Raw genomic sequence first — 13,490 nt, forward strand, 5'->3', positions numbered from 1 at the left:
CCTGTTGCTGTTTCCCCAAGGGCGGGCTAATTTAGGGAAGACATTTTGGTGTGAACGGCTACAGTTGCCTGCAGGAACCTTCCTCAAGGTCGCCTGCTGGTTGCTGCAGTTTGCTCTTCTCCTTGTATGTTGGGGTGATTGAGGTGCTGAATACCCTGCCCTCTCAGTCAGTAAGTGGCTTGGATTGTGTCAGGGGATAAGCAAAGCCAAAGGTTTGCCTTTCGAGATCTCGGGAGGCTTTACCCATCAAAACGGGTTTTGCGCCAGTTTAGCTAAACCCTATGAGCGATATCTGCTTCGAGATCGGCCTGAGCGATCGGTTGCCTAGAAGTGGGCGAGCTTGCCCGGCACAAACGGGGTTTGCGTCTGCGGAACTTGACTCCCTCCATTTGGCGTCAGGGGCCGCAGCAGAGTTGGAACCTGCTTCCCTCATTTCGGCGTCTAGAACCCCTTAGTCTCCTCCAGTTGTCTGTGATTAAAGTTACGAGGAACTCAGCATGGCTCAAGCAAAGGAATTGGTGAAGTCTGGTCATACGGCTCTTCTCGAACTGGATCTGGAAAGTTCATCCTCCATCCCTTTGGATGCGGACAATGAGGTGGATCCCCTTGAGATGGAACCGGATGCCAGTGACACTGATGCTTTTGATGAGGATGATGAGGACGACGAAGAGTCCCTCGAGGAGGATGCCGATGTTGCTGCCGCCGCTGCCAAGGGCCGTTCAAAGCGCAAAGCGGCCAGCAAGAAAAAACCCTACACCGATGACTCCATCCGCGTCTATTTGCAGGAAATCGGTCGTATCCGCCTGTTGCGGGCAGATGAAGAAATTGAGCTAGCCCGCAAAATTGCCGACCTGCTGGAGTTAGAGCGGGCTCGTGAGGCCGTTTTCCAGCGTATGGGCCTCTGGTCCGACCCGGAGGAGGTACCGGAGACGTTGTGGGCAGAAGAAGTGAAGATGTCTCTGCCTGAATTCCGGCGGCGCTTGCATCGGGGGCGACGGGCCAAAGAAAAGATGGTGCAGTCCAATCTGCGGCTGGTGGTCTCTATTGCCAAGAAATACATGAACCGGGGCCTGTCGTTCCAGGATCTCATCCAAGAGGGATCCCTGGGTCTGATCCGGGCAGCGGAAAAGTTTGACCACGAGAAGGGCTACAAGTTTTCCACCTATGCCACTTGGTGGATTCGCCAGGCCATCACCCGTGCCATTGCCGACCAATCGCGCACCATTCGCCTGCCGGTCCACCTCTACGAGACCATCTCCCGCATCAAGAAGGTCACCAAGCAGCTTTCTCAGGAGCTGGGCCGCAGGCCGACCGAAGAGGAGATCGCCACCCGCATGGAGATTACCATCGAGAAGTTGCGCTTCATCGCCAAGTCGGCTCAGCTTCCCATCTCTCTGGAGACTCCCATCGGTAAGGAAGAGGATTCGCGGCTGGGGGACTTCATCGAGTCGGAAGGGGAAACCCCCGAGGAGCGAGTGGCCAAGGTTTTGCTCCGAGAGGATCTGGAAAGCGTGCTGGAAACTCTCACCCCCCGCGAGCGGGATGTGTTGAAGCTGCGCTACGGCCTAGACGATGGCCGTATGAAAACTCTGGAGGAGATCGGCCAGATCTTCAACGTGACCCGCGAGCGGATCCGGCAGATCGAGGCCAAGGCGCTCCGCAAGCTGCGCCACCCCAATCGCAACAGCGTGTTGAAAGAGTACATCCGCTAGGATCCGGTCTTAGGATGGACTCAGTTGCCGCCGCCAACCGACGTATGGAGCCTCTTCAGTATGAACCCCCATGAGACGCCGGATCCCAACTCCTCTGCAAAGGCTGACGGGGAGGGCAGGGATCTGCCTCCAGCCAGGGTGGAGTACCACGTGGAGGAGTTTAAGATCAGCGGGGACGAGCTGTTGGCCAAAATTCGCGAGTTGATCGAAGAGGCCAATGTTCGCCGCATCCTGATCAAAAATGCCGAAGGGCAGACGCTGATCGAGATCCCTCTGGGCGTAGGAGTGGCCGCAGGGGTGTTGGGGGCGGCTTTGTTTCCGGTGTTGGCGGCTGTGGGAGCAATCGGTGCCCTGGTGGCCAAGCTGACCATTGGGGTGGAGCGAACCATTCGCAATGATTCCTAGCCCGCCAAGATTGTTCTAGCGGCTGACACCCGCCTAGAGGCCAAGCCGGTGAGGCGCTTGTGGGCAGCTTTGACTTTCTACACCGCCCTGCCTTTGGGGAGGTTGGGTAGGCTACAGTTCGAGGGCATTGCTGCCTGGTTGCCGGCAGTGGGCTTGCTGTTGGGTGGGATCCTCACCCTAGCGGCGCTTCTGCTGCAGATTTTCCCGCCGCCGGTGCGAGCAGCTTTGCTCGTGGCTCTGTGGGTGCTGTTAACCGGCGGGCTGCACCTGGATGGGGTGGCTGACACTGCCGATGGGCTGGCGGTCAACGTCCCCAAGAGCTTTGCCGACACGGAACGGCCAGCCGTCAACGGGCTATCCCGCCGCCTGCAGGTGATGAGGGACAGCCACACCGGGGCCTACGGGGTGCTCGCCTTGGTGCTGGTGTTGCTGCTAAAATTTGCCGCCCTGAGCAGCCTGCAGGTCTGGCCTCTCTTGCTGCTGGTGCCGGCTTGGGGACGCTGGGGCCAGTTGCTCGCTATCGCCCTATACCCCTATCTGCGCGACCAGGGATCCGCCCGCTTCCTCAAAGACTCCACCTCTCTGCCGGGATCCCTGTGGCCGGGCACGCTGCTGTTGCTGGCCATCACCGGGGGGGTGGGCTGGGCCGGGCTCCTGGCTTGGCAGCCTTTGCTGCTCTGGACCCTGGGCTCTGCCCTGGGAGCCCTGGCCGTGGGCCATTGGCTCTACCGCCAGTTGGGAGGGCACACGGGGGATACTTACGGGGCTACGGTGGAGTGGTCGGAGGCGATAGCCCTGCTGTGGGGATCCCTGATCGGCCCATCCTAAGCCCCCTCTCTTTTTGGGAGAGGGGCGCGAGGGCCTCTAGACCAGACCAACTTGTTCGGCTAAGCCCAACTGCTGACGGGCCGTTTGGCAGTCTTGCTGAATTTGCTGAACCAAATCCGCCACCGCGGGAAATTTCCGCTCTGTCCGGATAAAGCCCTGCAGCGCCACCTGCACCTCTTGACCGTAGAGATCACCTGTCCAATCCAACAGATGCACCTCGACGGTGTGCTGTGAACCGGCAAACGTGGGCCGATGGCCAATGTTCATCACCCCAGGCAGGGCTGCTGCCTCAGCAGGCACATTCACCCAAACGCTGTACACCCCGTCGCGGGGCAAAAACTTCTCCGGCGGCAGGCGCAGATTGGCGGTGGGAAAACCCAGCTCTCGGCCCCGCCGATCCCCTGGCACCACCTCTCCGATTAGCCGGTAGGGACGGCCCAAGAGCTCTGTTGCCGCTGCCACCTCCCCCGTGGCCAGGGCGGCACGAATGCGAGAGCTGCTCACCCGCTCCCCCCTTAGTTGCGCCTCTGGGATCACCTCCACCGGAATGCAGCGTTCCGATCCCCAGGCTTGGAGGGTTTGGGCGTTGCCGGCACGGCGGTGGCCAAAGCAAAAGTCCCAGCCGATGCTGAGATGGCGAACACGCAGACCCCGTTCCAGTACCGTCTGGATGAACTCCTGGGGGGGCTGGCGGGCAAAGGCGGGGGTGAAGGGGAGTAACACCACCTGCTCAAAGCCCATCTGGGCCAACAGAGCCAGCTTCTCCGCAGGCGGCGTGAGCAGCAGGTGCTTTCGGCCCGTCAACACCTCTTGGGGGTGAGGATGAAAGGTGAGAACTGTGCGCACCCCCTGCAGGGAGTCGCGAATAGGCTGCAGCACCTTTTGATGGCCCAGGTGCAAGCCATCGAAGTTCCCGATGGCAACGGCGGTGGGTCGCAAGGTTTGAGCCAGGTCAGAAGTTACGTGCACCGCTTGGGATCCCGAACAACAAACAGCCAATTAACCACTGCCCGACAATCTCTACCAGAGCGGCCAAAGCAAAGCCATCAGCCCACTGAGGCCAACCACAGCCCACAAGCTACGTCGCAGGCGCTGCAACACAGGGTCGATTTGATAGTGGACGATCAGCCGATGCTGCGCCAGCTCCTCTTCCGATTTGGCGTAGATTGCCCCGTCGTACCAGCCGCTTTCTTCGTAGGGAATCCGCGCCTGCGCCAAGCGCCGCCGCACATAGGCCCATCCCAAGTAGAGGTGGAGCAACACCAGGCCGAGCAAGGCATTGGCCCCCAGCACCGTCCCCGAGGCGAAGTGGCCCCATTCCCCAGCAAAGCTGCCCCAGACCAGCGGCGCAACTACCAGGGCAGTCGCTCCCCAAAGGCCGACAAGCCGCTGCACATAGGGGATCCCTTCCAACACCGGCCAGCGAAAAGGAAAAGCTTCTCTCAGCTCTGCATACTGCCGCAGCGGCTGTTGCTCAGCAGGAATGGGATGGGAAGGATCCACCATACAGCCTTAATGTATCTACACAAAATGATACTGGCAGGCCCAGCCCCCCGCCAAGCCCAGGCCAGCCGCAGTTCAACCGAGGGGGGAGAGGAGTATTCTTAATGTTGTATAGAGCGTGGTCACGTTACCTCCGGTTCTACCATGAGCGTCCCAGGCGAATCTGCCGCCACCACCCCCCCCTATGTGATCTTGAGAGAGCCGGACGGCAGCCAGAGGAAGTATGTTCTCGCCGGAGCGGCCGCTTGGACGGTAGGCCGCGATGCGGACAACTCCATTGTCCTCAACGATCCCAGCGTTTCCCGCCAACATGCCCTGCTGCAGTATTTAGATGACCACAGCATCTATCTCATCGATCTGGGCAGCCGCAACGGCTCATTTGTCAACAATCGCCGCATCAGCATTCCCACCCTGCTGCAAGATGGAGATCACCTCACCCTCGGACAATCGCAGCTCGAGTTTCACAGCGGATCCCTAGCCAGCCTAGAACCCAGCTCTGCCGGCAAACCCTCAGACACCTTGGTTCTGCAGACCCGCTGGCTGATCTCGGTGGCCGTAGTTGACGTGCGCGGTTACGGACAACTGACCCAGCAACTGGACGAGCGCCTGCTTTCCCAGGTGATGGGCGACTGGTTCCGGCGCGGCGGCGACATCATCCAGCACCATGGAGGCAGTGTCGATAAATATATCGGTGACGCGATTATGGCCGTCTGGTTCCATGCACCCCAAGCGGATCCCTTACAAGCTGAACACGCGGAGATTGATCTCGATGTGAAGTCGGTCTTGCAGGCTCTGGTGAAGCTGTTCCAGATGACCGAACAACTGAACGGCGAGTTTCCCCTGCCTTCTCCCCTGCGCTTGGGGGCGGGTGTCAACACCGGCTCAGCCATTGTGCGACAGGTGGGCAACAACACCCGCCAGGAATACACCGCCCTGGGCGATACGGTTAATTTGGCCTTTCGCATCGAGAGTGCCACCCGCACCCTCAACACTGACCTGGCCATCAGCCAAGACACCTACGCTTGCTTGGCCAAACAACTAAGGCAGGTAGCCGCCTGTTTTTCCCAGCAGGCGGTGCAGCTCAAGGGGTATACCCACCCGCACCAGGTGTACTACTGCGATGTCCGCTCTCTGCAAGCGGTTCTCGAACTCTAACTAAAACGTGCGCAGAAGCTGGGGATCCACCTCGCCCACATAGGTGTTGAGACCAATGGCCGTGGCAACTAGAGCCCCATCCACTTCCACCCGTCGGTACTGGGCGATGGCCTCTGCCAGGGGCACATCCACCACGCGCCGATTTTGCCAGGCCACCATGCGGTCGTACTTGCCCTGAGCAATCAAGTCCACAGCCGCCACCCCAAAAGCTGCCCCCAGCAGGCGATCCAGAGGAGAAGGAGTGCCCCCCCGCTGCAGATGGCCCAAAACCATCACCCGCGTCTCGATACCGGTGCGCAGCGCAATCTCGTTGCCTATGTAATAGCCAATGCCGCCGTAGAGAGACTGCCCCAGGCTATTGGTGTAGGTCACCGGTTCTCCGGACTCAGTGCGAACGGCCTCCGCCACCACCACAATGCTGAAATTGTTGCCCCGCTCTTTGCGGTCGAGGATCCTTTTGCAGACATTTTCCAGCTTGTAGGGGATCTCCGGGATCAGGATTACGTGGGCCCCCCCGGCAATGCCAGCACTGAGGGCGATGTGACCGGCATCCCGACCCATCACCTCCATGACCATGACGCGGCTGTGGCTGATGGCGGTGTAGGTGAGCTGATCCAAAGCCTGCACGGCCACACTCAACGCCGTGTTGAACCCCACGGAATACTCGGTGGCACCGACATCGTTGTCGATGGTCTTAGGGATCCCGACGAAGTTCCAATCCCCCTGCAAGGCTAGCTGCCGGAGAATGGCCAGGCTGCCATCTCCCCCCACTCCGATCAGAGCATCCAACCCCAGCCGGTGGTAACCCGTGATCACCTCTGCCGAGCGATCCACCAAGCTGCCATCCGGCATGGGATAGGCGAAGGGGTTGCCCCTGTTCACAGTACCCAGGATGGTGCCGCCATAGCGCAAAATGCCGGAAACCCGCTTCACATCCAGCAGCTCTGCTTCCACCGGTCGCGCCATCAGACCTGCGGTCGCGTTTTTGATGCCGTAAACATCCATGTCATAGTCGCGGGCCCGCCGCACCACTGCTCGGATAACGGCATTGAGGCCGCCACAATCGCCACCGCTGGTGAGGATCCCAATTCGCTTACGTTTTGGCATGGTGCTCCAGGATGAACAGCTTGAACAAAGATATGGACTGCCCCGCTCCACAGTTTCAAGCCGACTAGACTTCACTCCTGCAAGCGGATGCTGTGCGGTTTGCTTACAGTGGTTCCGAGGCCCTAGCAGGCTGTGGCCATGGGGTACTTGACCAACCGCAGAGAAGGGGAGGCGACGGCTGGATTACAGGATCCCAAAGAGTATGTCCAGACCTGTGGGCCAAGATGCTGAGCAGAGTTTGCAGTTGGGGAGCGACTCCGCGGACAAGAGGAGTTGTTAAGCATCCTTCACAACAAAGAATTAAGAAATGTTGCCTTGCAAAGCTAGGTTTGGAAAGGTTTTCGCTATCTCTGAGGATAGATCTTGTAGGCAAGACTTGGGGGGAACCATCTGCCGAAAAACCAAAATTAAAATCATTTGTTAAGTAACCTTGATCAAAACCCATTCAAGCGAATGATGGTAGAGATGATGGAGATATTGAAGGAGCCGGTCTGAGTTGGGAGAAGCATGATGACGCAAACCATTGCCCAATGTGCGCTGCGGGGGGCCACAGAGTTGCTCAGCCGTTACCAGCGGGGAGAGCGTCACTTTCCCCAATCTTGTCTGGAGTACGCCTTCTTACGGGGGGTCGATCTGCGCCGGGCCGACCTGCGCGGGTCTGACTTGCATGGGGCCAACCTACGCTATGCCAACCTGCGCGGCAGCAATCTGGCCAATGCCGACTTGCGCTGTGCCGATCTGCGCTATGCCGACCTGGAGGGAGCCTGTTTGGAGGGAGCCAATTTAAGCGGAGCCCAGTACAACCACAACACCTGCTTCCCCGCCGGTTTCGATCCGGTAACAGCGGGGATGCAACTGTTCGAGTTTTAGCTTAATCGGCGGGAAGCCCCGCACTGTATGGGTGAGTTGTGTTGACTCAAGAGCACATCAGTGACGAGTCTTGGGAGGTGTTCACCCAAGCTTTCAAGCAAGGTGGGTGCTGCGTTGGAGCCGCAGAAAGCTCTCTAAAAAAGAGGGATCCCCAAGGGGGGATCCCAGGGGTATTTGCTCTGGGTCGCATTGGCTAGGGCTGCGTCCGGAAGCTCTTCACCTCCAAGACTGGCCCCACCTGGGCCACCGTCACCATATCTTCTTTGATCTGTCCCTGGATGGTGACCTCCAACCCCTCTTGTAAGAGCTCTTTGGGGGCGCGGAAGAGGGCGTAGTGCTGGCCGGAAGGGAGCGTCAGCACCCACACCCCCCCTTCGATATCCAGGAACTCGATGGTACCGCTGTATTCTTGCATCACTTCCTCAGCGCTAAACCGGTGCTGCTGGGCTGGGAATCCAAGATGGCTTGCGCTCCCAAATAGGCCAGGCCCAGGCAGAGCAAACCATTGAGGAGCAAGAAGGAGCGCCCCAACCAAGCAGAGGAGCCAAGCCATAGTACCCCCTCGTAGAACAGGGATCCGGACAGGAGCAGATGGGAGGCCATACCGATCGAGAGGCCGACGACCGCCCAACGCCAGCGCCGATGGCCCAGGAACAGCACCATCAACAGGCCGGGGATCAACACGCTGGCAAACAAGGGGTTCAAAGCATTGGTTTGGGCCAAGGCGGTGCCCAGCTCTGGCAGGGAGCTCCCCATCACCTGGAAGGGCCACCGGGGCGCACCCACAATGGCCAACCCTTGCAGGGGGAAGAGACCAGCGCTGCCCAGCAGGATCCCTCCCAGGAGGGGTACTGTTGCCAGCATGGGCTTGGGAGCCAGCCACCAGCGGATCAGCACCAGGATGATGTAGCCGCCCACCACCATCAGCAGCTTGGGCACCAGGGCAATCGGGCCACCATCAAACCAGAAGCGTGGGTTGAGGTAGCCGTTGTTGTTCAGATATTGCAGGAAGTCCTTCAGCCACAGCACTAGGGGGTTCTCCTCTTGCTGACCGGTGGCTCGGGCCAGGGCCCTAGCTGCGTCCAGACGACCGGCGCCGTAGAAGTTCTGCTTGTCGCCGGGCACCGGGGTGGCCGACATCTTCAGCACTTCTTCCACCTTATCCGGATCTTTGATGCCCTGAGCCTGGATCAGCGCTGCTACGCCGGCCACGTGGGGAGTGGCCATGCTAGTGCCTTGGAAGTAGGCAAAGACGGGCTCGTTGGGGTTGCGGCGGTTGATGGTCTGCTGCAGAATGCCGTACTCAGGGTGCTCGGGAGTCTTGGCCCCGCCGGGAGCGGCGATATCTACCCCAACCCCATAGTTGGAGTAGGGGGCTTTGCTGCCATCGGGCCCAGTGGCCGAGACGGCGATGACATGGGGGTAGCGGGCCGGGTAGCTCACCTCGCTTGAGTTTTCATTGCCGGCGGCTGCGATCACCGTCACCCCTTTGCGGTGGGCATAGGCTACGGCCTCTTCCATCAGTTGGGCAGAGGCACGGCTACCCAGGCTGAGGTTGATGATTGTGGCGCCGTGGTCAGCAGCATAGCGGATCCCTTCCACCACATCCGACAGGGATCCAAAGCCATTGGCATCCAGCACCCGCACCGGCATGATCTTGGCCTTGAAGGCGACCCCGGCCACGCCTAGGGTGTTGTTGGTGGATTGGGCGATGGTGCCCGCCACATGGGTGCCATGGCCGTTGAGGTCGGTGGGATCCTCATCGTCATCCACGAAGTCGTAGCCCTTCACAAATTCGGTTTGGGCCAGATCCGGCACCCGTGTCACCCCAGTGTCCACCACGGCTACCGTTACCCCTTCCCCTTGGGAGATGTCCCAGGCTTCCGGCATGCGGATGGCTCGCAGGTTCCATTGCTGGGGATAGAGGCGATCGTTGGGCACAAAAGCGGCCTGGAATTGGTAATTGGGGTGGGCATACTCGACCAGGGCTTCCCGCGAGAGCCGTTGGATTAGCCGCCGTGTGGCTCCTGGATGTTCCGCATCCACATCAAACAGGTAAATAGCCTCCTGGCGGGCAAAAGCGCTGTTGCTGCTGGGTCGCAGCGGCAAATTGTAGGCTTTGGCAAGAGCAGCAATCTCAGTGGGAGTGGCCGTGTTGACAAAGTTGACCACAATGCTGTCGTAGGGGGTGGATCCCTTACCGCAGGCCGTCACCAGCAGTGCCACCAGGCCAGCGCAGCAGAGACCCAACCAGCGTCTGAAGTTCATCATGCACGCCCTCGGGATCCAAAATTGTTGCCACCAGTATGCCCTCTGGATGGGCAATTGACCAGAAAATCAGCACGCTGCGCCACGAGGCTGTTCCTGTTGTCAACTTTTTCGGGGGCCACTCAGGAAACCCAGAAAAAGGAATCCCTCTGGCCAAACGGTTTGTCCCGATGCATGATGGATCTGTAAGAACTTGAAATACTTCTTAACATCATTTCTCAGTATCTCGTCATCAAAGCCAAGAGAGGAATCAGCATGAGCATCGGATGGCAACGGATACTGCGCGTCGGGGCAAGCTTTTGCCTGGGGCTGTGGATTTGGCTAGGTGGGGGATCCCCGATTTGGGCCCAGCCTGCTTTGCCAGTGGTGGAGATGGAGTTGCCGCAGCCGCCGGTGCCGGTCTTGGATTTGGCGGATCAGTTGACCAGCAATCAGGAAGCGCAACTGGCCGAGCATCTAAACCGGTTAGAGGAAGAAACGGGCTGGAAGCTGCGGGTGCTGACCCAGTTTGACCAAACCCCAGGCCGCCAAGTGAAAGAGTACTGGGGCCTGAACGAGCGCAGCGTTTTGATGGTGGCCGATCCCAGGGGAGGCAACTTGCTGGCCTTTAACGTGGGAGACGCCGTGCGGGAGATCCTGCCGCGTACCTTTTGGATTGAGCTGCAATCTCGCTTCGGCAACCAGTTCTACGTGCGAGAGCACGGCACTCAGCGCGCCATTTTGGAAACCGTTGACGTTTTGGATCGCTGTTTTCACCAAGGGGGCTGCCGTGTGGTGCCCGGGCTGCCGCAGGAGCAGTGGATCCTAACGCTGCTCACCTCTATCTTAGGCGGGATCGTCTTCGGGTTTGCCGGCAAACCCCGCCACGCGGAGGAGCTGTTTAACTGGCGCTGGGCTTTGCTTATCTCTCCCTTGTGGTTCATTTTGTTTGGGGCCTTCGGCATCGGCCCGGTGATCACCCGCACCCAGGATTGGCTCCCGCTGGTGCGCAACATCCTGGGCTTTCTGGCAGGAGCCCTGGTGATCTATTTGGCGCCCATTGCCCGACCGGCAGCGGAGCAGCAGTAGCCGTCCTGCCCAGTTAAGGCCAAGCTCCATTCCCCTCTCCCTCTGGGAGGGGGGTAAGCCTCCGAGTCGAGAAAGAATCCTCCGCCTATTGTCCCCCGCAGCAAGCCAGAGGCTAGGGCGAGAACGCTGGGAGCTTCGACGGGGGCAACTTCCCAAGAGAGAATGCTAGAATCAATAGAGCTAGATTGCTGATGTAGCTCAGTTGGTAGAGCACTCGACTTGTAATCGAGCGGTCGTCAGTTCGAGTCTGACCATCAGCTTTGCAGGCGGCCCCCGCTATCCCAGGAGAGGAACTCAGCTTTGACTCTGGCGGTTTGGTTAAATTGACTTCAGTGGGATCCTGCCCCCTCCCCTCAGAGGCGGATCCCCGCGCAGGGTATCTGCCGGTTTGTTCCTTTGTGTTCTCTAGAGGTCTATGTCGGGTCTGCCAGCCGCTACAGTTCGTCGATTGCAAAAGCTGCCCCAGGTGCCCTCGGTATGGGAAGGGGATCGCCACAGCCTACCAGGCTCCCTAGCCCTGGGATCCCAGAGCTCCTCGGGTTTGGCTGAGGGGGAGTGCATTTTATGGGTGGATGGCGTTCAGGGCGTGGTGCGAGCTATGGAGGTGGTGCCTGCTGGCTCCGGCCTTGAGCCGATGGTGCGAACTTTGATCATGGCCATGGAGCGGCCCAATGCTGCCTTGCCGGCTCGTCCGCAAAAGGTCGTTGTGCGGGATCGGGAGGTACAGTTTTTCCTGCGCGGCATTTTGCACGAGCTGGACATCAAAGTGGAATGCCAGCCGGAATTGCCGCTGATCGACGAGATCCTGCAGAGTTTTGCAGAGGCCAGTGAGCAGATCCCGCCTCCGCTGCCGGAGAACTACGCGAAGCTGCTGGCCGGCAAAGCCCTCACCCTCTGGCAAGATGCCCCCTGGGACTATCTGGAGGATCACCAAATCTTGGCGATTGAGCTAAATCGCTGGGACATTGAAACCCTCTACGTCTCGGTCATGGGGCGGCTGGGAATGGAGTACGGGGTTCTTTTTTATCGCTCGCTGCACTCCCTCAAACGGTTTCGCCAGGACGCGGGCCAACCAGATACTCCCGAAGAGATGGAGGAAGCCTTCCTCAGGCAAGATTGTCTCTATCTCACCTTCCAAGCTCGCAATCTCGAACTCAACGAGCTGCCAGACCTGGACTTGGCTGATCTGGATCCCGAAGAAATCGAGCCGAACTTCGGCACCATCCACCCTCTCGAGGGCCTGCGCGTTGTTTTGCAGGAAGACGAGGCGGCGGCTTTGGCGGTGGCTTTGGAGGCCTTGCATCGTTTTTTGAAGCAGTACCACCGCAAGCTGGAAGAGGATTTCCAACCCTGTCAGGGTCGGTATCGCATTCCCAACCCACAGGCACCAGGGGAAACCCTCTCGGTGCAAGTGCGCACCCTGCCCGACTTGGCTGTAGAGCTTCTGGAGCTAGAAGGAGACGAAGAAGAGCACACCCAAACCTTGCTGCGAGATGATCTCGTGCCTGAGGGTGCGCAGCTCGGCCTGGGGGTGTTGCCCTGGACCACAGTGGAGGCGCTGCGCCGCACAGGGCAATGGCATCCTCTCCCCCAAAGTAAGCTGGTGCAAAGGGGTGAAGGGCTGCCGGTGGTGATCGTACGCACCTCCCGCTCCAAAGCAAAGCAGTTGATCGAGAATCTGCGCGGCGAAGGGGGGCCCCAGGGTGTTTGTTTTAACACAGGGGTGGATCCCTTTGCTGGCAGCCGCTACGCCTTGGAAATTGTCCAAACGGGCAACCGCGACCTGCACCTGTTCGGAGAATTTCCCGAAGACGATCCTGTTCACTCGATAGCCCGCGAACGCTGGGAACGGCGTTGCCGCGAGACGGGCGGCTATTGTGGCCTGGTGGTGGCGATGGGGATAAATTCCAACTGGCCAGAGCTGCAGGTGCGCCACATTCTGGCCCTGTTTGAGATGCAGGCGCTCAACCCGACGCGATTGGGTCTGGGGCCGATGGTGCGCATCAGCCGACAGTTGCACTTTCCCTAAGGATCTTGAAAAATCCTTGCGCGAAAAGTCCTTGGGCTAGCCCATGGCTACAAGCCAATCCAGGGATTGGAGCTTAATAGCATTGACTACAGCCTGTTTAAAGTGGGGTACACGTTGCAAGAGGAAGGAGAGGAAGAGATGCCAACCCATTCTTTGGATCTACGGCAAAGAGTTGTAACAGCTTATCAGGCAGGTCAGACCTCCATCCGCCAGGTAGCTGAACGGTTCATGGTGACCAAAAGAACAGTACACCGCTGGGTGCGACAGTACCAACAAACTCAGGATTTAACCCCCAAGAAAGTAGGCACCAAGCGAGTGGATATTTTGGAACAACATCGATAGGAAGTGATGGCAATCATTGCAGAACACCCAGACTTCTACCTGTGGCAATGCCAAGAACTGTTGCGGGAGCGCTTAGGGATTGATGTAAGTACTGTCACGATACACAACTTCTTGAAAAAGCAAGGGATGACTCTAAAAAAAAGACTTACCGCAGCGCGAGAGTCCAAGAAGAGGAGGTGCAAAGAGAACGACTAGCTTACAGT

The 13,490-nt window shown here is 59.0% G+C and carries 12 protein-coding genes, 1 tRNA gene and 1 pseudogene; 9 read left to right on the forward strand and 5 right to left on the reverse strand.

The window, feature by feature from the left end; all coding sequences use genetic code 11:
- Positions 1-497: 497 nt before the first annotated feature.
- From rpoD to cobS, 3 genes are read left to right on the forward strand one after another with little or no spacing between them, the layout of a single operon-like run.
- A complete protein-coding gene (gene rpoD / locus NW845_RS05220) occupies positions 498-1,712 on the forward strand; it encodes an RNA polymerase sigma factor RpoD (protein WP_414365673.1) in 1,215 nt (404 codons plus the stop codon).
- A gap of 60 nt (positions 1,713-1,772) precedes the next feature.
- On the forward strand, positions 1,773-2,117 hold the full coding sequence (locus NW845_RS05225; RefSeq protein ID WP_414377266.1) for a DUF4342 domain-containing protein: 345 nt from the start codon (positions 1,773-1,775) through the stop codon (positions 2,115-2,117).
- A 48-nt stretch (positions 2,118-2,165) separates the two neighbouring features.
- Positions 2,166-2,945, forward strand: coding sequence for an adenosylcobinamide-GDP ribazoletransferase (cobS, locus tag NW845_RS05230; protein ID WP_414377269.1), 780 nt, complete (start codon positions 2,166-2,168; stop codon positions 2,943-2,945).
- Between the two features lie 36 nt (positions 2,946-2,981).
- On the opposite strand, the gene NW845_RS05235 is transcribed toward cobS, so the two are convergent.
- Positions 2,982-3,914, reverse strand: coding sequence for a bifunctional riboflavin kinase/FAD synthetase (locus NW845_RS05235; protein WP_414365670.1), 933 nt, complete (start codon positions 3,912-3,914; stop codon positions 2,982-2,984).
- Positions 3,915-3,965: 51 nt separating this feature from the next.
- Positions 3,966-4,451 (reverse strand): CGLD27 family protein, encoded by a 486-nt coding sequence (locus tag NW845_RS05240; RefSeq protein ID WP_414365669.1) that lies wholly within the window; start codon positions 4,449-4,451, stop codon positions 3,966-3,968.
- 141 nt (positions 4,452-4,592) lie between these two features.
- On the opposite strand from NW845_RS05240, the gene NW845_RS05245 reads away from it, so the two are divergent.
- Entirely contained in the window at positions 4,593-5,603 is a 1,011-nt protein-coding gene (locus NW845_RS05245; protein WP_414377272.1) for an FHA domain-containing protein, read from the forward strand.
- Here the strand turns inward: NW845_RS05245 and NW845_RS05250 are convergent, their stop codons facing one another.
- The gene (locus NW845_RS05250) at positions 5,604-6,710 is read right to left on the reverse strand and encodes an ATP-dependent 6-phosphofructokinase (protein ID WP_414365667.1); all 1,107 of its coding nucleotides are present in this window, start codon (positions 6,708-6,710) and stop codon (positions 5,604-5,606) included. It lies immediately after the preceding gene.
- A 507-nt stretch (positions 6,711-7,217) separates the two neighbouring features.
- Between NW845_RS05250 and NW845_RS05255 the strand changes: the two genes are divergently transcribed.
- Positions 7,218-7,580, forward strand: coding sequence for a pentapeptide repeat-containing protein (locus NW845_RS05255; RefSeq protein ID WP_414365666.1), 363 nt, complete (start codon positions 7,218-7,220; stop codon positions 7,578-7,580).
- A 193-nt stretch (positions 7,581-7,773) separates the two neighbouring features.
- Here NW845_RS05255 and NW845_RS05260 read toward each other — a convergent pair whose 3' ends face one another.
- Positions 7,774-7,995: a hypothetical protein gene (locus NW845_RS05260; protein ID WP_414365665.1), complete on the reverse strand. Its 222-nt coding sequence runs from the start codon at positions 7,993-7,995 to the stop codon at positions 7,774-7,776.
- The gene (locus tag NW845_RS05265) at positions 7,995-9,851 is read right to left on the reverse strand and encodes a S8 family serine peptidase (protein ID WP_414377275.1); all 1,857 of its coding nucleotides are present in this window, start codon (positions 9,849-9,851) and stop codon (positions 7,995-7,997) included. The genes NW845_RS05260 and NW845_RS05265 overlap by 1 nt, the downstream gene beginning before the upstream one ends.
- Positions 9,852-10,220: 369 nt before the next feature.
- On the opposite strand from NW845_RS05265, the gene NW845_RS05270 reads away from it, so the two are divergent.
- The 4 genes and pseudogenes from NW845_RS05270 to NW845_RS05285 all read left to right on the forward strand — a co-directional run.
- Positions 10,221-10,916 (forward strand): TPM domain-containing protein, encoded by a 696-nt coding sequence (locus NW845_RS05270; protein ID WP_414365677.1) that lies wholly within the window; start codon positions 10,221-10,223, stop codon positions 10,914-10,916.
- Positions 10,917-11,103: 187 nt separating this feature from the next.
- A tRNA-Thr gene (locus tag NW845_RS05275) sits at positions 11,104-11,176 on the forward strand.
- Positions 11,177-11,331: 155 nt separating this feature from the next.
- Complete coding sequence (locus NW845_RS05280) at positions 11,332-12,945, forward strand: DUF6930 domain-containing protein (RefSeq protein WP_414377278.1); 1,614 nt, start codon at positions 11,332-11,334, stop codon at positions 12,943-12,945.
- A gap of 138 nt (positions 12,946-13,083) precedes the next feature.
- Positions 13,084-13,490: pseudogene (locus NW845_RS05285) on the forward strand (helix-turn-helix domain-containing protein); the annotation flags it as partial.

Source organism: Synechococcus sp. H60.2 (genome assembly GCF_047462315.1).
Classification (GTDB): Bacteria; Cyanobacteriota; Cyanobacteriia; order Thermostichales; family Thermostichaceae; genus Thermostichus.